Origin of the sequence: Vespertiliibacter pulmonis (assembly GCF_013377275.1) — a bacterium.
Classification (GTDB): Bacteria; Pseudomonadota; Gammaproteobacteria; order Enterobacterales; family Pasteurellaceae; genus Vespertiliibacter; species Vespertiliibacter pulmonis.
Window position 1 is genome coordinate 90,509 of sequence record NZ_CP016615.1, and the last position, 22,789, is coordinate 113,297.

General features: G+C 36.6%; 18 protein-coding genes. 6 read left to right on the forward strand and 12 right to left on the reverse strand.

Annotation, left to right across the window (positions count from 1 at the left end; genetic code table 11):
* Positions 1–2: 2 nt before the first annotated feature.
* A complete protein-coding gene (gene seqA, locus A6B43_RS00565; protein WP_124210654.1) occupies positions 3–563 on the reverse strand; it encodes a replication initiation negative regulator SeqA in 561 nt (186 codons plus the stop codon).
* Between the two features lie 107 nt (positions 564–670).
* Between seqA and A6B43_RS00570 the strand changes: the two genes are divergently transcribed.
* Positions 671–1,447, forward strand: a complete 777-nt coding sequence (locus A6B43_RS00570; RefSeq protein WP_124211025.1) for an alpha/beta fold hydrolase — start codon at positions 671–673, stop codon at positions 1,445–1,447.
* Positions 1,448–1,459: 12 nt separating this feature from the next.
* Here A6B43_RS00570 and tadA read toward each other — a convergent pair whose 3' ends face one another.
* The 6 genes from tadA to sixA all read right to left on the reverse strand — a co-directional run bounded on the left by tadA (position 1,460) and on the right by sixA (position 8,579).
* Positions 1,460–1,999, reverse strand: coding sequence for a tRNA adenosine(34) deaminase TadA (tadA, locus tag A6B43_RS00575; RefSeq protein ID WP_124210655.1), 540 nt, complete (start codon positions 1,997–1,999; stop codon positions 1,460–1,462).
* A 136-nt stretch (positions 2,000–2,135) separates the two neighbouring features.
* A complete protein-coding gene (locus tag A6B43_RS00580; protein WP_124210656.1) occupies positions 2,136–3,947 on the reverse strand; it encodes a DEAD/DEAH box helicase in 1,812 nt (603 codons plus the stop codon).
* A 188-nt stretch (positions 3,948–4,135) separates the two neighbouring features.
* Positions 4,136–5,056 carry a lipoprotein NlpI gene (nlpI, locus tag A6B43_RS00585; protein ID WP_124210657.1) on the reverse strand — a complete coding sequence of 307 codons (921 nt, stop codon included), beginning with the start codon at positions 5,054–5,056 and terminating at the stop codon, positions 4,136–4,138.
* A 67-nt stretch (positions 5,057–5,123) separates the two neighbouring features.
* Entirely contained in the window at positions 5,124–7,253 is a 2,130-nt protein-coding gene (gene pnp / locus A6B43_RS00590; protein ID WP_124210658.1) for a polyribonucleotide nucleotidyltransferase, read from the reverse strand.
* A 336-nt stretch (positions 7,254–7,589) separates the two neighbouring features.
* Positions 7,590–7,802, reverse strand: coding sequence for a cold-shock protein (locus A6B43_RS00595; RefSeq protein ID WP_124210659.1), 213 nt, complete (start codon positions 7,800–7,802; stop codon positions 7,590–7,592).
* Between the two features lie 279 nt (positions 7,803–8,081).
* Positions 8,082–8,579 carry a phosphohistidine phosphatase SixA gene (sixA, locus tag A6B43_RS00600; protein ID WP_124210660.1) on the reverse strand — a complete coding sequence of 166 codons (498 nt, stop codon included), beginning with the start codon at positions 8,577–8,579 and terminating at the stop codon, positions 8,082–8,084.
* A 155-nt stretch (positions 8,580–8,734) separates the two neighbouring features.
* Between sixA and pyk the strand changes: the two genes are divergently transcribed.
* The 3 genes from pyk to A6B43_RS00615 all read left to right on the forward strand — a co-directional run bounded on the left by pyk (position 8,735) and on the right by A6B43_RS00615 (position 13,927).
* The gene (gene pyk / locus A6B43_RS00605) at positions 8,735–10,174 is read left to right on the forward strand and encodes a pyruvate kinase (RefSeq protein WP_124210661.1); all 1,440 of its coding nucleotides are present in this window, start codon (positions 8,735–8,737) and stop codon (positions 10,172–10,174) included.
* 138 nt (positions 10,175–10,312) lie between these two features.
* Positions 10,313–12,265, forward strand: coding sequence for an exodeoxyribonuclease V subunit alpha (recD, locus tag A6B43_RS00610; RefSeq protein WP_124210662.1), 1,953 nt, complete (start codon positions 10,313–10,315; stop codon positions 12,263–12,265).
* A gap of 108 nt (positions 12,266–12,373) precedes the next feature.
* Positions 12,374–13,927: a SulP family inorganic anion transporter gene (locus tag A6B43_RS00615; RefSeq protein WP_124210663.1), complete on the forward strand. Its 1,554-nt coding sequence runs from the start codon at positions 12,374–12,376 to the stop codon at positions 13,925–13,927.
* Between the two features lie 75 nt (positions 13,928–14,002).
* On the opposite strand, the gene cpdB is transcribed toward A6B43_RS00615, so the two are convergent.
* Positions 14,003–15,976: a 2',3'-cyclic-nucleotide 2'-phosphodiesterase gene (gene cpdB, locus A6B43_RS00620; protein ID WP_124210664.1), complete on the reverse strand. Its 1,974-nt coding sequence runs from the start codon at positions 15,974–15,976 to the stop codon at positions 14,003–14,005.
* Between the two features lie 186 nt (positions 15,977–16,162).
* Complete coding sequence (pmbA, locus tag A6B43_RS00625; protein WP_124210665.1) at positions 16,163–17,512, reverse strand: metalloprotease PmbA; 1,350 nt, start codon at positions 17,510–17,512, stop codon at positions 16,163–16,165.
* 185 nt (positions 17,513–17,697) lie between these two features.
* Here pmbA and yjgA point away from each other — a divergent pair, with 185 nt between their 5' ends.
* Positions 17,698–18,231, forward strand: a complete 534-nt coding sequence (yjgA, locus tag A6B43_RS00630; RefSeq protein ID WP_124210666.1) for a ribosome biogenesis factor YjgA — start codon at positions 17,698–17,700, stop codon at positions 18,229–18,231.
* 21 nt (positions 18,232–18,252) lie between these two features.
* On the forward strand, positions 18,253–18,600 hold the full coding sequence (locus tag A6B43_RS00635) for a SirB2 family protein (RefSeq protein ID WP_124210667.1): 348 nt from the start codon (positions 18,253–18,255) through the stop codon (positions 18,598–18,600).
* Between the two features lie 145 nt (positions 18,601–18,745).
* Here A6B43_RS00635 and rplY read toward each other — a convergent pair whose 3' ends face one another.
* The 3 genes from rplY to A6B43_RS00650 form a co-directional block, all read right to left on the reverse strand.
* Positions 18,746–19,033, reverse strand: coding sequence for a 50S ribosomal protein L25 (rplY, locus tag A6B43_RS00640; RefSeq protein ID WP_124210668.1), 288 nt, complete (start codon positions 19,031–19,033; stop codon positions 18,746–18,748).
* 190 nt (positions 19,034–19,223) lie between these two features.
* Entirely contained in the window at positions 19,224–21,323 is a 2,100-nt protein-coding gene (locus A6B43_RS00645; protein WP_124210669.1) for a transglycosylase SLT domain-containing protein, read from the reverse strand.
* A gap of 99 nt (positions 21,324–21,422) precedes the next feature.
* Positions 21,423–22,637, reverse strand: coding sequence for an aromatic amino acid transport family protein (locus A6B43_RS00650; RefSeq protein ID WP_124210670.1), 1,215 nt, complete (start codon positions 22,635–22,637; stop codon positions 21,423–21,425).
* Between the last annotated feature and the right edge of the window lie 152 nt (positions 22,638–22,789).

The window sequence follows — 22,789 nt, forward strand, 5'->3', positions numbered from 1 at the left end:
ATTTAAACTAATGCCCCTTTTACTCGCTCAATCAACTCATCAGGAAGTTCCATCGTTGTCATTAACGCTGATAAAATAATTCCTTTGCGCTCCGTATTATTATTAGTAATAACCCAAAATGGTGAATGAGGAATTTGCTTCGCTTTTGGATTACTCCCCTTGGCAAGAATTACTTCCTTATCTCTAGCAAAATAAATACGCTCACTACCTTGTACATTTCCTGTTGCACTGGAGAAACCATCTGGATTTGTGGTATATAAAGCAGAGAGCAGTTGTAAAAAACGATTAACCACCTTTTTTTCATTGGTAAATAGTGAAGATTTCAACACAGATTCAACCCGCTTAATTGTTTTTTCTTGTTGAGAAACTGTCTTTTTACTTTTAGATATTTTAGAAAGAGTTTTTATTTCATTTGACATTGGTTCTTGCACAAGCACAAATGGCTGGGGAGAAGCAGGTAAACGCAATAACCGCCGTAAAATGTCTGATGCATTTTCGCCAATAGCTTGAGTACGACTAGCAATATAGTGGTATAATTCATCATCAATTTCGATCGTTTTCATCTATTTCCCCTAAAATACGTGATTACAGAAAAATCCTAAACATTATACGCATTTCAAATGCTTTTTACAGGCTAAATTATTGGAAATTTAACGAATTTTTTATGAATATGACTAACCCAGAACAACAACTTCATTATCATTATCAAAAACTTTCAGATAACGCCCCTACAATGATCTTTTTACACGGATTATTTGGCGATTTGAATAATCTCGGGGTGATTACCCGTGCTTTTCACGAAAACTACTCAATTTTACAGATTGATCTACGTAATCACGGGCAATCATTTCATTCTAATGAAATGACCTACGCCTTAATGGCACAAGATATAAAACAGTTATTAGAGCAGTTGGAAATCTGTAATGCCATCGTTATTGGGCATTCAATGGGGGGGAAAACTGCAATGGCTTTAACTGCACTTGCTCCCAAATTAGTTAGTAAATTAGTGGTTATTGATATTGCGCCCGTACCATATCATCTCAATCGACATGATGATATTTTTAAAGGACTGTTTGCTGTTAAAAATGCAAAGCCAGAAAACCGCCAACAAGCAAAAATTGAAATTGCTAAAGGAATTCACGATCCAGGTGTGCAGCAATTTATGCTCAAATCTTTCGATCCACAACGTCCTGAATATTTTAAATTTAATCTGTCTGGCTTATACCATAATTATCATCACATTATGGATTGGAAAAAAGTCTATGTTGAAACGCCTACCTTATTTATTAAAGGGGAGTTATCAGATTATTTACAAGAAAAAGATACAAAAATTGTGCTAGACCAATTTCCTAATGCAAAACTATTTATTGTCAGTAATGCCTATCACTTGGTGCATACTGAAAAACCAGATGCAGTTATTCGAGCAATTCAAAAATTTTTAGGCTAAATTAGCAAAAAATTAGTCTAAAATTACCGCTTGTAACGCTTTGAGCCGTTTTTGTTCGGCTCGGCGTTTTTGAAAAAATTGGCTAATTTTTTCACTGCAATCCCTTGCCATTACTCCCCCTCTAACCTGCAATAAATGGTTCATTTTATAGTCTTCAAAGAAATGAAACCTAGAACCAACTGCACCTGTTTTATAATCTTTCGCTCCAAAAACTAAACGCCCAATTCGACTATGTAAAATCGCTCCCGCACACATTGTACAAGGCTCAAGAGTAACATAGAGGGTTGTATCTAATAAGCGATAATTATTAAGCTTATTACCTGCCATTCGGATCGCCTGAATTTCTGCGTGAGCAGTTGGATCAGATAACATAATCGACCGATTCCACCCTTCACCGATAATCTCACCTTGAGAAGAAACTAGCACTGCTCCAACTGGAATTTCACCTTCCATTTCGGCGTTATCCGCTAATTTCAACGCATAAGTCATAAAATAACGATCTTGTTCCGAAAACGTTAAATCACAATAATCTTGATTAGACTGAATGAACATTTACAACTCTCTACCAATAATATTGATATTAATAATTTAAGCTATAAAAAAGGGTTACAAGATTTGTCAGTAAACTGACCGCTTGTAACCCTATTTTGAGAGAATTCCCCATAGTTAATAGGGAAAATTAAGTTAATTAACGGCGACCACGGTCATTAAAACGTTTTTCTTTAAAACCGCCTTTACGATCATCACGATCACGCCCGCCACGACGTTCTCCACCACGTCCACGTCCTTTATTTTCATAAGGATTTGACGGGTTACTATTACTTGCACTGCTTGCTGGTCCTAATAGAGACATTTGCATAGGCTTACTTAATACGCGTGCTTTTTGAGCAAAATGCTGAATTAAGTGGTTTGGCATTCCTTGTGGTAATTCAATCGTGGAGTAGCTATCGTGTAATTTAATATGTCCAATGTAACGGCTACTAATATCACCTTCATTAGCGATTGCTCCAACAATATGGCGAACTTCTACTCCATCTTCACGACCTAATTCAATGCGATAAAGATCCATTGAAACACCATTATTATCACGCTGTTCACGTCCGCCACGACGTTCCGCTGAACGAGGATTATCTCGCCCTTCACGTCCTCTACCACGATCAGCACGAACGGCACGAATTTCTTGATCTGGTGGAAGAATTAATTTCTGTTTTTCTTGCAACAACATCATCATAGCTGCAGCTAATTCTTCGTGATCTTGATCTGCAGTAAACAAATCTTCCAATAATTCACGATATAGCTCTAAATCGTGGTGTTCTAATTGTAATGAAATTTTCGCTTTAAATTTTTCACGGCGTTTTTCCATTAAAATTTTGTGATTTGGTACAGGTACTTCGTCAATTGGTTTTTTCATTAAATGCTCAATATTTTTCAATAGACGACGTTCACGAGGTTCAACAAATAATAATGCTCTACCTGAACGTCCAGCACGCCCTGTACGACCAATGCGGTGAACATAACTTTCAGAATCAAGTGGAATATCATAGTTTACAACTAAGCTAATACGCTCAACATCTAAACCACGGGCTGCAACATCTGTTGCCACTAAAATGTCTAAACGGCCAGAACGTAAACGATCTAATGTTTGCTCACGAGCTTGCTGAGTCATATCACCATTTAAGGCAGCTGCTCGGTAACCATTACGTTCAAGTAATTCAGTGATATCTGTTGTACCTGTTTTAGTACGAGTAAAAATAATCGCAGCATCGAACTCTTCAACTTCCAGGAAACGCAATAACGCATCATTTTTACGGAAACCATTTACTAACCAATAGCTTTGAGTAATATCTGGTGCAGAACGCTGTGTTCCTTGAATTTTTACTTCTTGTGGATCTTTCATAAAACGGCGAGTAATACGGCGGATTGGCTCTGGCATTGTAGCAGAGAAAAGCGCTGTCTGATGATTTTCAGGTAATTCTGCCATTACGGTTTCAACATCTTCAATAAAGCCCATACGCAACATTTCATCTGCTTCATCAAGCACGATAGTTTTCAAAGCAGAAAGATCTAAAGTGCCTCGACGAATATGATCTAAAATACGCCCAGGAGTTCCTACAACAACTTGAGCGCCATTTTTTAACGCTCTAATTTGAATATCATAACGCTGGCCACCATAAATAGTTACAACGCGCACGCCTTTCATATTTTTTGTAAATTGTTCGCAAGCATCTGCAACTTGAATAGCCAGCTCACGAGTAGGTGCCATCACTAACATTTGTGGATAACGCTGTTCTGGATCGATTTTTGCTAAAGTCGGTAAAGAGAATGCCGCTGTTTTACCACTTCCTGTTTGTGCCATGCCTAATACATCACGTCCATCAAGTAAGTAAGGAATACAGGCTTGCTGAATTGGCGATGGATTCACAAAGCCCATTTGAGTTACAGCGTCAAGAATTGTTTGAGGTAAGCCTAAATCGGCAAAAGTTAAAGTGTTAATTGTCATAAAATTCCAAAATAAATTACACCATTTCCTTAAAAAATTAAAGAAAATAGCTTATAAAAATTATATTGTTGAGCCTGATAGGTAAGAAAATAAATACGTTGTATAACTTGTCGCACACCACAAGCGGTTAGTTTTCACTATTTTTTGCTTACTGCAAAAAATTTAGTCTTGAACCGCTTATTATCGTCCTAATTTTTCCCAACAATAACGGGAGTTGTTTGGCTCGCTCGTAAACGAGATAGCTCAAACAGAGCAAAACGATACTCAACAAAGTTATAAACTTGATTTGCATTTGCAAGACGAAAAAGACTGATTGCTTCTGCGACTTGATTTAATTTGAGTGTTTGTTTTGCAAGATAAAAATATGTTTCAGTTAAAATTTCTGCATACTGTGGTGTATTAACATCAGCCTGTGCATTCATTTTTAATCGAAGCTGCTCTAAGGTCATTTTGCCTAAGAAATAGGAAACAATATTCGTTCCCCAAAACTCTTTAGATAAACTTTTTGAACGTTCAACTAAATTGTTTTTTGCTTTACTCGGTGATGATTCCAATTCATTAAAATAGAGCCATAAAACACGATAAGGATCGGTTTTATCCGCTTCATAAAAGTAAGTAAGATCACGCTCTGCTTCCGCATAACGTCCACTATAATAAAATGCTAACCCTCTATTTAAACGGGTATAATCATAATTGGGATCTAATTCTAGTACAGCATTGAATGCATCAATCGCACTATCATAATCATCTTCCAGTAAAAGATATAAGCCTAAGTAATTATATGCCGCTGCCATTTTAGGCGATAATTCAACTGCTCGTGAAAAATCTTTATAGGCTAAAGACCAAAGCCCTAAACTATCGTAAATAACACCACGCTCAAAATAAAGTTCTGCCCGTTCTGATTTACCTAGCTTTGCTTCTCGTAATACTTGATTTAAACGAACAAGCATTACTTCTTGCTCAAAACGAAGTTGCGGAGAAAGCTCTGCTAATGGCAAATTTTTCTGAGAAATAATCTCAGAAGCTCGATTTACACAACCAGCGATCATTAATACCGTAAATACGGGTAATATCAAACGTAGACTGAACAACTTAAGACGTTGTAACATTTATAGAACCTTAGGCTAAATATTTAATTCTACCCTCATCAACAATGATAAGGGCAGATAATAACAATTATTCAGTGATTTCTTGTTGCTCAGATGCAGTATCTTCTGCCGCTGGTTCAACAGCAATATCTTTCATTGTTAAACGGATACGTCCTTGGCGATCAATCTCAACAACTTTAACTTGAACTTCTTGTCCAACGCTTAAGTAGTCTGCTACACGCTCAACCCGAGCATCTGTAATCTGTGAAATATGAACTAAGCCTTCTTTTCCACCAAGAATAGCAACAAATGCACCGAAATCAACAACACGAGTAACTTTACCTTTATAAATTGTATTCACTTCAACTTCAGCAACAATTTCTTCAATACGTTCCATTACACGACTTGCAGCTGCATTATCTGTTGCAGCAATTTTTACTGTGCCATCATCATCAATATCAATTGATGTACCAGTCTCTTCTGTTAATGATCGAATAGTTGCTCCGCCTTTACCAATAACATCTTTGATTTTCTTCGGATCAATTTTCATAGTATGAATACGAGGAGCAAAATCAGAAATATCTGAGCGAGGTGAAGGAATTGCTTGTTCCATTACCCCTAAAATATGCATACGAGCACCTTTTGCTTGATTTAGTGCAATACGCATAATTTCAGGTGTAATACCTTCAATTTTAATATCCATTTGTAGTGCAGTAACTCCATCACGAGTTCCAGCTACTTTAAAATCCATATCACCTAAGTGATCTTCATCACCTAAAATATCTGAAAGAACAACAAATTTCTCATCTTCTTTCACTAAGCCCATCGCAATACCAGCAACCGCTGCTTTAATTGGCACACCTGCGTCCATCAAAGCAAGGGAAGCTCCACATACAGAAGCCATTGAAGACGAACCATTTGATTCTGTAATTTCTGAAACTACACGCACGACATATGGGAATTCTTCTGCTGTAGGCATTACCGCTAATACACCACGTTTTGCTAAACGGCCGTGTCCAATTTCACGACGTTTTGGTGAACCAATACGGCCTGTTTCGCCCACAGAGTATGGAGGAAAATTATAATGAAATAAGAAACGATCTGATTTTTCACCCGTTAATTCATCAATAACCTGTGCATCACGCTCTGTGCCTAATGTTGCAACTGCAAGTGCTTGTGTTTCACCACGAGTAAAAATTGCAGAACCGTGAGTGCGAGGTAATACACCTGTGCAAATGTCTAACGCACGCACCGTATCCACTGTACGTCCATCAATTCGTGGTTCACCTGCAATAATACGACTACGCACGATTTGGCTCTCTAAAGCGGTTAGAATATCAATAATTTTACCTTCTGATACCGTCTCATCTTCCGCTGTTAATTTTGCAATAACTTCCGCTTTAATTTCATCAATTTGAGCATAACGAGTTTGCTTTTCTACTACTCGGTAAGCATCTCCTAAACGTACTTCGGCTAATGCTTTCACTTTATCAATCAATGTAGTATCTACTGGTGGAGCAACCCAATCCCAGCGTGGTTTACCAGCTTCTTTAACTAATGCTTTAATATTTTCAATAACAACCTGTTGTTGTTCATGACCAAAAACAACAGCCGCTAACATCTGCTCTTCTGACAAAATATCAGCTTCAGATTCAACCATTAACACGGCTTTGTCTGTGCCTGCAACCATCAAATCTAAACGACTCATTTTTTGTTCAGAAATTGTTGGATTTAGTACAAACTGATCATTGATTAAACCTACACGAGCCGCACCAATAGGTCCATTAAAAGGTACACCTGAAAGAGAAAGTGCCGCTGATGCTCCAATCATTGCCACTAAATCAGGGCTAATTTGTGGATTAACTGATACAACGGTAGCAATTACTTGAATTTCGTTGAAAAAACCTTCTGGGAAAAGTGGACGAACAGGGCGATCAATTAAACGAGCAACTAAGGTTTCACCTTCAGATGGACGCCCTTCACGCTTGAAAAAACCACCTGGGATACGTCCCGCTGCATAGGTACGCTCTTGATAATCAACAGTTAAAGGGAAGAAATCTTGCCCTTCTCTTACTTCTTTTTTAGCTACAACAGTTACAAGTACTGAAGTATCGTCCATACTAGCCATTACAGCTGCTGTTGCTTGGCGAGCAATTGCTCCTGTTTCTAAGGTAACAGTGTGCTGACCATATTTAAATTGTTTGACAATTGGAGTCATTTTAATGTCCTTCTACTACATTTTTTAAGATTAGTCTTAATAATATTGAAATTATTAATTTTGTTTTATTTCTTAAAAATTGCGACTAGCAAAAATCATCTCTTAGGTGTTTTACCTACTTCTGCTCACTGAGAGACTAAGATTACTTTTGATAGCCGCCTATAAATACTTAGAAATAAAACTTAGTCATTATACAGAAATTTCTAAAAAAATCGCTGACTATTTACTTATTTGCATAATTTTATGCAATAGAAAAGGCTGAACCCGAATAATCGTTTTCAGCCTTTCTTTATCTAGTTAATTTATAAATAATTTATTCAATTATCTAACTAAATATTAACGAATTACTGTTACATCAATCGCAGATGGACCACGATCTGAATTTTGTAAGCTGTATTCAACTTTATCACCTTCATTTAAAGTACGGAAATTTGTACCAATGATACCAGAGAAGTGAACGAATAAATCTTTACCGTTATCTGCTGGAGTGATAAAACCGAAACCTTTATCAGAGTTGAACCATTTTACTGTGCCTTGTAATTTAGACATATTGTCTTCCTTTTATGTTACATTTTAAATTTGTGCTTGAAACAAGCGATGACGCTAAGATTTGAATTACGAGATAGATATTAAAAGACTTTCAATAAACAAATTTAAAACTTGTACAACAGGAAGTGCAAAAAATAACAAACTGATAAATCGAGCTTTTAGCTTGAGGTGTATTAAAACACTGAATCCATTTTAATACAAGTAATTATTTTATAATTTACAAAAGGTTAGTTAACAACCAAAAGCATAAAAAATAATCGAACTATTTTCTCTTAAATATTAAGGAAATTCAGCCCATTTCAATTCTCCTATATTTCCCTTTTTACTAATTTCGGCAATCACTGCTGGATAAAAATGAACACTTTGCTGAGAGAGTGTTAGCATTTGTACTAAATCATAAACTAAAGGTAAATGAGAAATAATTAATACATTATCAACCCCATCTTGTTGCAAAACATCAAGATAATTCACTACATTTTCTACAGAGCCACCAGGAGTAATTCCTTCCCATTGCTCTATGCGTTCATTTAATACTACAAAATTTTCTTCACAACTAACCTCTTCAATTCCTTGTAATAGCATCTCTAATGTCTGCTTAGCTCTCAAATATGGACTTACAATAATTTTATTAAGCGATCTTCCTTGAAAAATAAGCCGATTTGCCAGCCATTTTCCCTGTTTATACGCCATATTTTTTCCTTTATCTGTTAAGCTTCTCTGACTATCTATTGTGGAATTAAATCCAGCTTCTCCATGACGCATTATCCAAATCTGCATAATTGTTCCTTTTCTTATATTTTATCTAAGCTGATTTCAGCGTATAATACCCCTAATTTTTTGGATATGAATATCATTAGATGATAAATTAATCAAACCCCATAACTATTTCAATTCATTTTAACATTATCAAAATAAATCGGAGAAACTCAATAATGTCTCATAAACTTAGAAGAACCAAAATTGTTTGTACTGTCGGGCCAGCAACTGATCGTGACAACATGCTCGAAAAAATCATTGCTGCTGGGGCAAATATGATTCGTATGAACTTCTCACATGGTGTACCCGAAGATCACATCGGACGAGCGGCTCAAGTACGAGAAATTGCCAAACGTTTAGGCAAACATGTTGCTATTCTAGGTGATTTGCAAGGCCCTAAAATTCGAGTTTCAACCTTTAAAGAAGGTAAAATATTCTTAAATATTGGTGATAAATTTACTCTTGATGCAAACTTGCCAAAAGGCGAAGGTACTCAAGAGTCTGTTGGCTTAGATTATAAAAACTTACCTAATGACGTAGTAACTGGTGATATTTTATTATTAGATGATGGTAATGTTCAATTAAAAGTGCTTTCTATTGACGGGGCGAAAGTATTTACCGAAGTTACTGTAGGTGGTCCACTTTCTAATAATAAAGGGATCAATAAATTAGGTGGTGGTCTTTCTGCACCAGCATTGACTGATAAAGATAAAGAAGATATTAAATTAGCAGCAAAAATTGGTGTTGATTATTTAGCTGTATCTTTCCCACAATCAAGTGCAGATTTAAAATACGCTCGTCAATTAGCCTTAGAAGCGGGGTTAGATACTAAAATTGTTGCCAAAGTAGAACGTGCAGAAACTGTCGCAACTGAAGAAGCAATGAACGACATCATTTTAGGTGCAGACGTAATTATGGTGGCTCGTGGTGATTTAGGAGTTGAAATCGGTGATGCAGCATTAGTTGGCGTACAGAAAAAGCTAATCCGCCGTTCTCGCCGTTTAAACCGTGTTGTTATCACAGCAACACAAATGATGGAATCAATGATCAAAAAACCAATGCCAACCCGTGCCGAAGTAATGGACGTAGCGAATGCTGTGTTAGATGGTACTGATGCCGTAATGCTTTCAGGTGAAACTGCCAACGGCGACTACCCTGAAGAAACGGTCAAATCAATGGCAGAAGTCTGCTTAGGAGCAGAAACAATGCCAAGTATCAATGTTTCTCGTCATCGTATGGATTATAAATTCTCTGATATTGAAGAAGCCGTAGCGATGTCTGCAATGTACACTGCAAACCATATGGAAGGGGTAAGTGCTATTATCGCCTTAACCCAATCAGGCGAAACGGCAAAATTGATGAGCCGTATCAGTTCAGGCTTACCAATTTATGCACTTTCTCGTAATGAGCAAGCATTAAATCGCTCAGCATTATATCGTGGTGTTACCCCTGTATATTATACACACGATAGCCGTACTATTGATGGAGCAAAAAAAGCGATTGCATTGCTAAAAGAGCAGGGCTACTTAGCAACCAATGACTTAGTCCTTCTCACCCACGGTGATGAATCTAAACTTGGCGGAACAAACACCTGCCGTTTATTGCGTGTAGAATAACTTTTTACGCTAAAATCCACGCTTTTGCGTGGATTTTTATTTTACAAAATACTTACTTAATTTGTTCTATTACAACACTTCTTACCCACAACAAATTACGTTACACTAGCCATATTAAATAACTTTTTTGCGATCGTGATGCTCCATATACTTGAACAACTTAAAGAAGAAAATTTGATTTCTGAACTCAATTATCAATTTGCCAAATTGATTGATCATCAACAGAAATCTCATCACTACACACAGCAACAACAAAATTTAGCGGTTTTATTAAGCGCCTTAATGTCTTATACCGCACTAGAAGGAAATAGTTGTTTACATTTAACCTCCTCTTTAGCACAAAATCCTTTTGATCTTACTCACAAATATGCTCATTTTGTTGAAGCTATATCGCAAAAAATTGGCGGAATCTCACCGCTTGATTGGCAATTTATTTTACAAAACCACATTGCTTTCAGTCAAAATCCAGAACAAATAGCCCCAATGCTATTTCAGCAAGAACGGCTTTACTTCTACCGTTATTGGCAAGCTGAAAATCGGGTCGCGACTTATTTACAACAAGCGGTCAGTTTCACACCAGATTTTACTCATATTCCCCTGTACCAACGTATATTAGCGCCATACTTCCCCGAAGAAACTGAAACTAATTGGCAAAAAATTGCCGTTGCTACTGCATTACAACAAAAATTTAGTATTATTTCAGGCGGGCCAGGTACAGGTAAAACACGTACAGTCGCTATTTTGCTGGCGGCTTTACAACAAAAGCAAGAAGAACTGGAGCTAAATCCACTCAATATTGCATTAGTTGCCCCAACGGGAAAAGCAGCAGCTCGTCTTAAAGAATCGATTTCAGGCAGTTTATTACAGCTTCCACTCTCTCAGGAACAAAGAAATGCAATTCCAATCAATGCAACTACCATTCATAGCCTAATTGGTATTACCCCACATCGAGATAAACCTCGTTATAATGATCGTAATCCATTAAATTTTGACCTAATTGTTGTCGATGAGGCTTCAATGATCGATCTTTTCGTGATGGAGAAGCTATTTAACGCTCTGAAGCCACATACTCGTGTGATTATGTTAGGAGATAAAGATCAACTTGCCTCCGTTGAAGCTGGTAATATTATGAGCGAACTTGGGCAATTTTTACACTATGGATACAGCCAAACACACCTTGATTACTTGGCTCAAACCACTGGCTATACCCTAGAGCCTCAATCTTCTCAAGTCCCTGATATTTGTAATTCACTCTGCCATTTACGCAAAAGCTATCGATTTGACGATAATTCAGGTATTGGAAAACTAGCAAAAGCAATCAATAAACAACAAGTGGCCAATTCTTGGCAACTTTTTGCTACACCTTCGCCTTTAAGCGATCTTGCATTAATGGAATACCCTTCCCCATTAGAATTTGCGGATACTTCACACTACCAACAACAGTGTATTAAATTGGTTATTACCTATGCAATTGAACACTATCGAGATTATTTAACATTGGTAAAAAAACAAGAACAAAATCCAGATAACATTCAAATTATTATTGAGGTTTTTAATGCTTTCAAAAAAGTACGTTTATTAACCGCTTTACGAGTAAGTGAATTTGGTGTTGAACGGCTCAATCAACGAATTGCTGAAGGATTACAGCAAGCTGGGTTAATCCATTTTCGTTATAGCCGGGAAAACTACCTAGGTAAGCCCATTTTGATTACGGAAAATGCACCCATCTTAAATCTCTCAAGTGGGGATATTGGGTTAGTTTTAGCTGATACACAAGGAAAACCTAAAATTTATTTTGAAGGGGAAACCATAGATAAAATGATTAAAGTTACCCCAAGTCGCTTGCCAAGCAATGAACCCGCCTATGTGATGACTGTTCATAAATCTCAAGGCTCTGAATTTGAACATACCGTGTTGATTATGCCGTTAAATGCTACCCCAATTTTAACGAAAGAGTTGCTCTATACTGCTGTAACACGAGCAAAGAAAAAATTTACTCTCTTTAGTAACGAAAAAGTATGGAAACAAGGGATAAAAAGCCAAACGCAACGACAAAGTGGATTAAAAGAACAAATTTTGGCACTAAACTAGTACAAGCGGTTACTTTATTAAAAATTTTCTCCATTTTGTGAACTCTAACCACTTTTTTATCGTGATAAACCAGTAAAATAACGACTCTTTTCAATTCTGGAATAGTCTATGCAACAGCACACCAAAGGACAGGTATTTAGACAAAATTTTTCATCAGGGCTAGTTGTATTTTTAATTGCCCTTCCTCTGTGTTTAGGAATTGCCCTCGCATCAGGAGCTCCACCATTAGCGGGGATTTTGTCAGGTGTTATCGGCGGAATTTTAATTGGCACTCTCAGTAGCTCACCAATTAGCGTAGCAGGCCCAGCCGCAGGGCTAACGGCCATTGTCTTAAGTGCAATCACTGAACTCGGTAGTTTTGACCTGTTTCTCTGTGCTGGCGTTATTGCTGGAGCGATACAACTTTCATTGGGCTTTATGCGCGCAGGTAGTATTACTAATTATATTCCTATTGCAGTCATTGAAGGAATGCTTGCTGGTATTGGTATTATCATCATAATTAAACAAATTCCGAGTATTTTCGGGTACGAAAACTTTCCTACTCTTAACTCTCTTCCTACGTTAAGTATTCATTTAGGCTCACTAATTATTGCGACTATTTCTTTCATTATTTTAATCGGTTGGCAGTATTGCCCACGTTTAAATCAGATAAAATCACTACCTACAGCCCTTATTGCAGTTATTGCTGGAATTATCATCAATCAACTTTTTATTCAACTATATAGCCCACTTGCTGTCCCTAGCAGTCAGCTCGTCCAATTACCTGATATACATAATATATCTGATATACAACAACTTATTCGTTTTCCCCAATTTTCAGGTTTTACTCTCCCAATCGTTTGGATAACAGGCATAACTATCGCATTAGTCGCTTCTATTGAGACTCTGCTCTCTATTGAAGCTGCCGATCGTTTAGATAAACACCGCAGAATAACAGATACAAACCAAGAACTTCGAGCTCAAGGTATTGGTAATATTGTTGCCTCATTTATTGGTGGGCTACCAATAACTTCTGTGATTATTCGCTCTTCTGCTAATGCCAATGCTGGTGCTAATCACAAAATATCGACCATTATTCACGGTATATTATTGCTATTGTGTGTACTTTCAGTACCCCATTTACTTAATAAAATTCCGCTTGCAAGTTTAGCCGCTGTTTTAATTATAGTAGGATATAAATTAACCGCTCCATCTACTTATCTTCATTTTTGGCGCAAAGGAATTTATCAATTTATTCCCTTTATTGCCACAATGATTGCTGTTGTATGCCTAGATCTACTTAAAGGTGTTGGAATTGGTTTAATTATCAGCTTACTATTTATTTTACATAGCAATATGAAACGAACTTATTATCTCAGCCGAGAAGAATTAGCAAATGCGGGGACAATTATTTTGGAATTAGGTGAAGAAGTCTCTTTTTTAAATAAAGCAGCATTAAAGAAAACATTAAAAAATATTCCATCTGATGCTCATATTATTATTAACGCAGAAAAAGCAATCTATATTGCGAGCGATATTTTAGAACTTCTAGAAGATTTTACCAATGTATATGCCCAAGAACATAATATCAGAGTTAGCCTAAAAGGGTTTAAATATGATTATGAATACCAAGACGGAAACGAACATCGCCATATTCGAGTTGAACATCATCGGCAGATGTAACCGCTCATTATCATTATGGGCTTATTAAATATAAAAAATCCGCTTTAAAATATTAAAGCGGATTTTACTATTAACTTATTTAGATAAATCTATCTGGTACACAGCAAACCCTGTTTCGTCCGTTTCTAAGAACGTCATTGGATATTGCCCTTTCTCTTTAATAAATGATTTTGCTTTATCTGTTGGCGAAGTTTCAAAACGAATATCTAACTTCACTTTGCTGTTAATTGGTGCAAATCGCCAATTTTTATCTGCCGTTGGACTAACTGTACCGTTAGTTTTACTTTCTGCACTGATATAATTTGCCACAATTTGACGATTTTCATCAGGACCAGCAAATACAATATGGCTATCGCCAGTTCCCGGGAACTTACCACTATAAGCACGATAATTATTAGTCGCAATCAAAAACTCAGCTTTCGGATCAACTGCTTTACCATTATACGTTAAATTAAGCACCCGATGAGAATTTGGATTAATTAAATTACAATCACCATCATAACGGGCAGGCTGTGTGAGATCATACTGATATTCTACCCCATCAATTACATCAAAATTATAAGTACGGAACCCCGTCCAATTTAAGAGGCTTTGTGGTTTTTCACTATTAGGATCGATTTGGTTAAACATTCCTGCACTACATTCTAACCATTCTTTTAATTCATCGCCCGTAACTTTTAATACCACCAATGTATTTGGGTAAAGGTATAAATCTGCGGCATTACGGAAAGTTAAATCGCCTTTATCCACTTCAGTATAACCCGTAGGGTCATTTTTACGTCCACCAGCTTTAAATGGTGCACCTGCGCTTAATATCGGTAATCCTACTAAATCAGGCAAACCTTTCACAATATTTTCAACATAAGCCCGTTGTGCCTGATTCACAATTTGAATAGTTGGATCATCTTGTACTAAAGCTAAATAGCTATACATATTATCCGTTGCTTTTCCTATTGGCTGAGAAACAAAAGTACGTGTTGCTTCATGTACAGGTTTTAACAATGCCGTAACGCCTGGGTGATTTTCTACCGTTGCCACTTTCTTTTCTGTATCATAAATCGGACGTAATACTGCGGATCCATCAATCACCACCCATTTACCATTTTCTTCTGTTAGTGTGAGATCAACGACACTGATATTATTACCCCAATATCCCGCCATACTTTCAGGCATATTTTTTACAGTTCCTTTCTCTAAATTTACATTTGGTGATTTTGCAAATTCTTTATTTGGGAACAAGCGGTGAGAATGCCCGAAAATTACCGCATCAATGCCTTTTACATCAGCTAAATAAAATGCTGAATTTTCTGCACCTTCTTTATAAGGTTCATCTGATGGACCTGTATGTGCCAAAGCAACAATAATATCTGCTCCTTTCTGTTTTAGAATTGGCACATATTTTTCTGCAGTTTTTACAATATCTCGTGTTTCCACTTTTCCATCTAAATTTGCCTTATCCCACACAACAATTTGTGGCGTAACAAAACCAACGTAACCAATTTTTACAGTATGCTTATGCCCATTTTCATCGATGACCTCTTTTTCTTGAATGAAATAAGGCTGAAAAGCGGGATCTTCCGTACCAGCTTTTACTACATTCGCATTTATAATCGGGAATTTGGCTTGTTTAATGGCATCATCTAAATAGGTTAGTCCATAGTTAAATTCGTGATTTCCTAATGTTCCTACGTCGTAATTCATAAAATTTAACGCATCAATAGCAGGGTTCGACTTACCTTCTTTATAGCCCACAGCGGCTTGATAATCTGCAATAGGATTCCCTTGAATTAAATCGCCGTTATCCACCAACACACTATTTTTTGCTTCTTTGCGAGCCTGTTCAATCAATGTTGCCGTGCGTGTAAAACCAAATTTAGGAGTAGGTGCGTCTTTATAGTAGTCAAAATCAGTTAGAAAACTGTGGACATCCGTTGTTCCAACAATACGCAATGCCACTTTATTTTTTGATTCTGCAAAGGCAAAACGATTTGCACTCAAAGCTAAAAATGTGGTTGCACCAATTTGGATAAAGCGTCTTCTATTCATCATTATTAATTCTCCAAGGGTAAAAACTGACAAATATTTTACAAAAACAACCGCTTATACTCTAGCGTTTTCTATAGAATTAGCCTCTTTAAAAGAACCTTTACACAAAAATGAGAGAAATACGACAATTTTTATTGCCCAAAAAGAAAAAGCGACTCTTGTCGCTTTTTACTCACTTTCCTATACTATTTATTGCCCTGAGATTTTTAGTTTATCCAGCAAAATCGACCCTGTTTGAATGTTAGATCGATGTTCAATATCATCACCTACGGCAACCATATTTTGATACATATCTTGTAATTTTCCTGCTATTGTAATTTCAGCCACAGGATAGGCAATTTCACCATTTTCTACCCAAAACCCTGCCGCACCTCGAGAATATTCACCTGTAACGCCATTAATTGCGCCACCTAACATTTCTGTAACCAATAAACCTCTGCCCATCTCTTTTAGCAACGTTTCCAGACCACCTGTTCGATTAGGTTGTACTAACCAATTATGAATTCCCCCAGCGTGTCCTGTTGTTTGTCTTCCTAATTTACGTCCGCTATAACTGGTTAAAAGGTAAGATTGCAATACGCCATCAGTAATAATTTCTCTATCTTGTGTGATAACGCCTTCACTATCAAATGGCGATGACGCAAGCTGTTGTAATAAATGAGGACGTTCTGAAATTGCAAACCAATCAGGTAAAATTTGCTCACCTAATTTATCTTGTAAAAAGCTAGATTTACGATATAAAGCCCCACCACTAATAGCTCCTGCTAAATGCCCTATAAGCCCCGTTGCCACATCATTATAGAAAATAACTGGAAACTCACCTGTTGCTAACTGTTGCGGATTTAGCCGTTTTACTGCTTTCATCGCTGCTTGTTTCCCAACCCATTCAGGATCTGCTAGCTGATCAAACTGGCGAGAAATCGTATATTCATAATCCCGTTCTAGTTGCTCTTTATAAGCTGAAATCAAACTACAAGAAAGTGAATAACGGCTCGATAAATAGCTCTGCAACATTCCGTGTGTATTGCCATATACTCGAATACCACTATGAGAATTAAAGGTTGCACCTTCACTATTTACAATCTTTTCATCACTATGTATGCCGTAATGTTCCGTTTCTAAAGCCAAAGCCACTGCTTTATCTACATCAATTTCAGCTTGATGATAAAGGTCTAAATTAGGAGCATTAAACGCCATCATTTCCTTATCAGCAAGCCCAGCACACTCATCTTCAGAAGTATATTTTGCAATAGCTAATGCAGATTCAACCGCTTGTTGAATTGATTTTGGCTGTAAATCTGATGTAGAAGCATTACCTTTTCTTTTTCCTAAATAGACAGAAATACCAAGAGATCCATCGTTATTAAATTCAATATTTTCAATCTGCTCTAAACGGGTGGAAACAGAAAGCCCTGCAACTTTAGTTACACCGACTTCTGCTGTTGCACCAGCCTTCTCTGCTAAAGATAATGCTGTTTGCACCGCATCTCGTAAAATGTGTTCTTGATGTTGTAATTCAGTTTGGGTTACTAAGCTCATAATGTTTTATCTTATAAATGGCTCACCGTTTATTTAAGTGAAAGCCGTGAGTATTGCAATGATAGGGCAGTACAATGTGGTTTATCATTGACCAGACGTGCTTTTCCACATAGAATGTAAAAGTAAAAATCTTATCAGAAAAGCCTATCCATTGCGATAGGCTTTTTAGCTCAAAAGGGGGAATGATGGCTCGCAAAGCACGCAATAATGAAATGGACTGGACAGATAATGAAGAAGAAATTATTTGGGTAAGTAAGAGTGAAATTAAACGAGATTCGGAACAGCTTAAAAAACTTGGTGAGAATTTAATAAACTTAACACCTGCTAATTTAGCAAAAATGCCTTTAGATGATAGTCTCCGTGAGGCGATTGAATTAGCACAGCGTTTACGCTTGGAAGCTCGCCGCCGTCAAATTCAGTATATTGGCAAATTATTACGCAACCGTGATCCTGAGCCAATACAAGAAGCCTTAGATAAAGTGCAAAATCGGCATAATCAACAACTTGCCCTATTGCAAAAATTAGAAATTATACGGGAACAATTAGTTGAACAAGGCGATATGGCGTTAAACCCTCTCCTAGAAGATTACCCACAATTAGATCGCCAACATTTGCGTAATCTTATTCGTGCTGCCCAAAAGGAACGTCAAGCTAACAAGCTCGCAAAAAATTACCGTGAAATATATCAATATTTAAAATCAATGATTGTAGAGCTATAAACCGAAAGTAGGAAAATCACAATGAACATAATATATTTATCACATATCAGTCTAGCCTATATTAGCTTAGGATTATTACTCCTAAGAGGCGTTCTCTCAGCTAAAATGGTAGATTGGCGACAATACAAAATCTTAAAAATCGCCCCACATATTATTGATACTCTACTCTTGATTTCAGGGATAACTATCTTCTTTGGATTTAGTTTTAATTGGAATGAGAGCTGGATTTGGTCAAAATTACTCTTTTTAGTGCTTTATATTATTTTTGCCGCAAAAGCCTTCAAAAAACAGCAACCATTTTCACTTAAACATTTCTTACTTGCTGTAGTAAGTTTTATGTTAATGATGCTTATTGCGGTTATTCATTAACAAATGGCAAGTTTAAACATCGTTTTGCATTAATTTTTAGCCTTAAGTTTTAACTTAGGGCTTTATTTTTCCCAATAAAAAACTGAATTTCCTGTAATAGAAAATTCAGTTTTAACTAACCTAAAGGAAAGATTTCCTCTATCTATTAAGCACGTTTAAAGTCTAAGTGAACTAATTTTGGTTTAGTTGGGTGACGTTGAATTGCTTGTACTTTAACTTTTTCTTCTTTACCACCAATAACAAGCGTTAATACTTCGCTATAAAACGAATCATGTACTTGTGCATTGTTTACTTTATCGTGGTCTAAGATGATTGATACAGGCTCTGCGTTACCACCGTAGATAATTGCAGGAACTTGACCATTATGACGCAGGCGGCGGCTCGCACCCTTACCTTGCGCTAAACGAACTTCAGCTTCAAATGTAAATGACATTGTTTAAATCTCATAAAATAGAGCAATATTGCTCTGATAAATAAAAAATAGCAGGCGACCCAGCTATTCCCCAAGAACTATTTCGGTAAAAAACCGAACGCTAATTCTAAAGAAAAAACGCAGAAAAGCCAACCTCTTTTTTATTTTTAACAAAAAAGTAAATATATCTTACCGCTTGTTTCCTTCACTATCAGTATGGCTTTTGCTCTTCAGGATAAAATAAAACTGAAGGATTGCCATATAACATCTGATAGTAATAATCGTATGCCAGCACATTCTGCACATAGCCTCGAGTTTCATAAAAAGGAATTGAGGCAATAAATTCGTCCATCGCAAGCTGCCCATTCGCCCGAGCTAACCATTTTTCAACTCGGCTCGCTCCTGCATTATATGCAGCCGATATTAAAATACGATTATTAGGATATTTCTGATTTAACTCTGCCAAATGTGCCGTTCCTAGCATAATATTTTTAAATGGAGCCAATAAATCTCGCTCATTATGATAAGGTAATTGGCTATTTTTAGCGGTTAATGATGCAGTTGTAGGTAACATTTGCATTAAGCCTAACGCATTAGCCGATGAACGGGCTTTCGGATTCCAAGCACTTTCTTGGCGTGCAATAGCCATCGCAAAGCTCTGAGAAATAGGCTTATTGCGTAAATTTATCATAAACCAATCTGCATAAGCATTGGGTAAACGCAAAGGTAAATAATCCCATGCTTTTGCCTGAATAGTTGCCTCTACAGCTAAATCAAACCAGTCTTGCTCTACCGCATAACTTGCTAATGCTAATTTTTCCTCAAAACTAACCGCTTGTAACAATGAAATCCAGACTAATTTAGCAGAATCAAATCGGGATAGCGTTCGTAATTCAGTAATACGCTCAAGCGGTTGTTTAAACTGAATTTTTTGCGATGGGGATAATGGCTGAATATCAGGTATTTTGGGTAGATAAGGCTTATTTAACCTACTTGCTGCCAACATTGCATAAAAACCTCGCTCTTGGCTTAAATTCTCCAATAATTTTTTTTCTAATTTTGGATCTGATTTCGCCTGCCAATAACGCCATTCTGGTTTTGCTTTACTCTCATCTGAAAGTAGTGGTAGCCATTCTTGTAAGCTTGTTTTTTGCCAAATCGCCATTCTTAAACGGCGTTCTGTTAAATTATCTATTTTTAACTGCTTAATTTGCTCATCACGCCAAAGCTGAAAAATTGGATTTTCATTATCAAATAATCGGCTAATAAAGGCTGTTTTCCATACTTTTATTTCCTCATTTGATAACTGCCAACGCTCTGCCCATTGTTGATATAGAGAAAAATTAGCATTTTCTGTCTGCTCTGATAAGGTTTTGACAAAACGAGGGAATGCAATTAACAAAATTGCTTTATTTTGTGGCTCTAGCGGTTGATTTTCAGCAAAATTTTGCAATTCTTTCACAGAAAGTAATAATCCTTTCACGCCATTAAGCCATTCTGCCATAGCTGGATTTGCATTAACGATCAATGCTTCTAAATCAGCTTTTGCATTTTTTTCAAATAATCTGACCGCTTTAGCTCGTACTTTTTCATCAGTTTTAAATCCTTTATCTCGCCAGTAAGCTTCGATATTTTGACATTCCTGTGATAATTTCCCATTCTGCAACCAAAATTTATCGAATTGCATCAATAAATCACTCATTTGTTCTGATTGTTCTATATTTTGTGCCGAATGCTCTATTTGTTCTACTTCAGGGTTAATTTCAAGCTGTTCCGCTAAAAGCTGAAATTGAGCAGAGAATAAACGGCACTGATTATTTACATCAGGAGTAACCTGTTTTGCATAATCAATCAATGCTGCAAATTGTTGTTGTTCGTAATACAAAGGAAATAACCGCTGAGCTAATTTATTACGCTTAGCAATATCAGGGTATTTAGTGGAAAATGTAGTAATCCATTCTTTAACCTTCTCAGGATTTTTTCCTGCCTCACTGGCTAATTTCGCTTTTAATATTGCCCAATCACTTTCTGCAATCAGCGGATAATTTGGATCATAAAGTTGCTCAGCTAATTCAAGTAAATCTGGTGTTACTTTATTTTGACGCTCGGCTTCAGCCAACAGCGATTCTAACTGCAAAAAATTCTCTCGCTGTTTCAGTAATGTTTTATAAGCAAGTTTTTGCTGTAACTGCCATTGCTGTTTCGCTTGTTCTATATTCATACTAGACTGCATTACATCATTTGATATTGTTTCTTCCGCAAATACAACCGTATGAATAAACAACGTAGCAAACACCGTTTTTTTCCACATACTATTTTTCTCTTATCTTTAAAAAATCTGTTCTTTCATTAGAATATAAAAACCGCTTGAAGTTGCCTCAAGCGGTTAGTTTTTATCAATTTTTACAAATTAGCCAATAACTTGTGGCAAAATTCCTCGTTCAACTAAAAATGGCACAATTACAATCAATATACCAATAATTAACGCCCCCCATAATGAAAGCATACCGCCTTTTACTCGGTAAGGTAAATTAGGTAATTGACGACGCATTTTGTAAACCATTGCAATCGGTAAAACAATAGCATAAAACGCAAACATTTGCCCTGCATAGCCTAAAGCCGTAATGAAGCCTTGCGGGTAGAAAAATGCAAACAACATTGGGGGGAGAAATGTTAGCATACCAAATGTCATTCTATTTGCGTTGATATTCACCCGCTTAAAGAGATCTTCTAGCGCCTCAAACAAACCTAATGCCACCCCTAAAAATGAAGTAATTAAAGCCAATGCGGAGAAAATACGTATAGCTACACTAATAACCGCACTACCTGTGGCTTGTCCCATTGCTTCAGCTAATCCATTAAGCGTTGGGTTTTTCTCAATAATTTGCAAAAATTCTGTTTGATTTAACACTCCGTGAGTAGCTAACTGCCATAAAATATAAGCAATCAGTGGAATAGCTGTTCCAGCTAAAATTGAGATCCGCAAGGCTTTAACATTTCCCTCTAAATATTTATTCAAACTCGGAATTGAACCGTGAAAGCCAAATGCAGTGAAAAAAATCGGGCTTGCTGAAATCAATAAGAAATTATCAATTGGAATTTCAAGTAAATTTTCCACAGAAACTTTTGGTAGCAATAACCCAAGTACCGCCAAAAACATTAAAATTTTTGTAGCAAACAAAATACGGTTAATCGCATCAACGCTTGTCGTTCCACTAATAATGAAAGCGCCAAAAACAAGGGTAAACAGGATACCTGCAACTCGCACCGTAGTTTGTTCATCAACAATTGTTGGTAAAAATGCGCTCAATAATGAGCTACCGCCAGAAACATAAGCCGATAAAATTGCATAGAGAAAAACAATCAATACAGCCGTGGAAATTACCCGTCCAAATGTACCATAATATTTTTCTGCCAAAGTACCAATTCCCGCATCACTGTCAGCATTTTGATACAGTTCTACAAATAATAAAGCACTAAAACATAATAATAACCAAAGCCCAACAAGTAGAATCATTGTAAAACCGAATCCAATCCCCGCTGAAGTAAGTGGCATTGCTAGCATTCCACCACCAATAGTCGTTCCTGCAACAATCAGCGTACTGCCTAACGTTTTATTTTTCATACAGACCTCTATCAATCAAATTTCGTTTATTATAATAATAACAAAACTCATTGTAAATTTATTATTACACGTAGTGCAAATATAATATTACATGTTTGTATTGTAAACATTACCAAGCGGATAGATTTATAAATTTTTGCAATTTTAGGTAA

What these genes read in the sequence shown, in the direction of transcription:
- sixA (WP_124210660.1), bottom strand. Translation starts at nt 8,579, where the DNA reads ATGCAGATTTGGATAATGCGTCATGGAGAAGCTGGATTTAATTCCACA.
- A6B43_RS00635 (WP_124210667.1), top strand. Translation starts at nt 18,253, where the DNA reads ATGAACATAATATATTTATCACATATCAGTCTAGCCTATATTAGCTTA.
- A6B43_RS00580 (WP_124210656.1), bottom strand. Translation starts at nt 3,947, where the DNA reads ATGACAATTAACACTTTAACTTTTGCCGATTTAGGCTTACCTCAAACA.
- A6B43_RS00650 (WP_124210670.1), bottom strand. Translation starts at nt 22,637, where the DNA reads ATGAAAAATAAAACGTTAGGCAGTACGCTGATTGTTGCAGGAACGACT.
- A6B43_RS00615 (WP_124210663.1), top strand. Translation starts at nt 12,374, where the DNA reads ATGCAACAGCACACCAAAGGACAGGTATTTAGACAAAATTTTTCATCA.
- pnp (WP_124210658.1), bottom strand. Translation starts at nt 7,253, where the DNA reads ATGACTCCAATTGTCAAACAATTTAAATATGGTCAGCACACTGTTACC.
- pyk (WP_124210661.1), top strand. Translation starts at nt 8,735, where the DNA reads ATGTCTCATAAACTTAGAAGAACCAAAATTGTTTGTACTGTCGGGCCA.
- pmbA (WP_124210665.1), bottom strand. Translation starts at nt 17,512, where the DNA reads ATGAGCTTAGTAACCCAAACTGAATTACAACATCAAGAACACATTTTA.
- yjgA (WP_124210666.1), top strand. Translation starts at nt 17,698, where the DNA reads ATGGCTCGCAAAGCACGCAATAATGAAATGGACTGGACAGATAATGAA.
- A6B43_RS00570 (WP_124211025.1), top strand. Translation starts at nt 671, where the DNA reads ATGACTAACCCAGAACAACAACTTCATTATCATTATCAAAAACTTTCA.
- tadA (WP_124210655.1), bottom strand. Translation starts at nt 1,999, where the DNA reads ATGTTCATTCAGTCTAATCAAGATTATTGTGATTTAACGTTTTCGGAA.
- A6B43_RS00645 (WP_124210669.1), bottom strand. Translation starts at nt 21,323, where the DNA reads ATGTGGAAAAAAACGGTGTTTGCTACGTTGTTTATTCATACGGTTGTA.
- recD (WP_124210662.1), top strand. Translation starts at nt 10,313, where the DNA reads ATGCTCCATATACTTGAACAACTTAAAGAAGAAAATTTGATTTCTGAA.
- seqA (WP_124210654.1), bottom strand. Translation starts at nt 563, where the DNA reads ATGAAAACGATCGAAATTGATGATGAATTATACCACTATATTGCTAGT.
- cpdB (WP_124210664.1), bottom strand. Translation starts at nt 15,976, where the DNA reads ATGATGAATAGAAGACGCTTTATCCAAATTGGTGCAACCACATTTTTA.
- nlpI (WP_124210657.1), bottom strand. Translation starts at nt 5,056, where the DNA reads ATGTTACAACGTCTTAAGTTGTTCAGTCTACGTTTGATATTACCCGTA.
- A6B43_RS00595 (WP_124210659.1), bottom strand. Translation starts at nt 7,802, where the DNA reads ATGTCTAAATTACAAGGCACAGTAAAATGGTTCAACTCTGATAAAGGT.
- rplY (WP_124210668.1), bottom strand. Translation starts at nt 19,033, where the DNA reads ATGTCATTTACATTTGAAGCTGAAGTTCGTTTAGCGCAAGGTAAGGGT.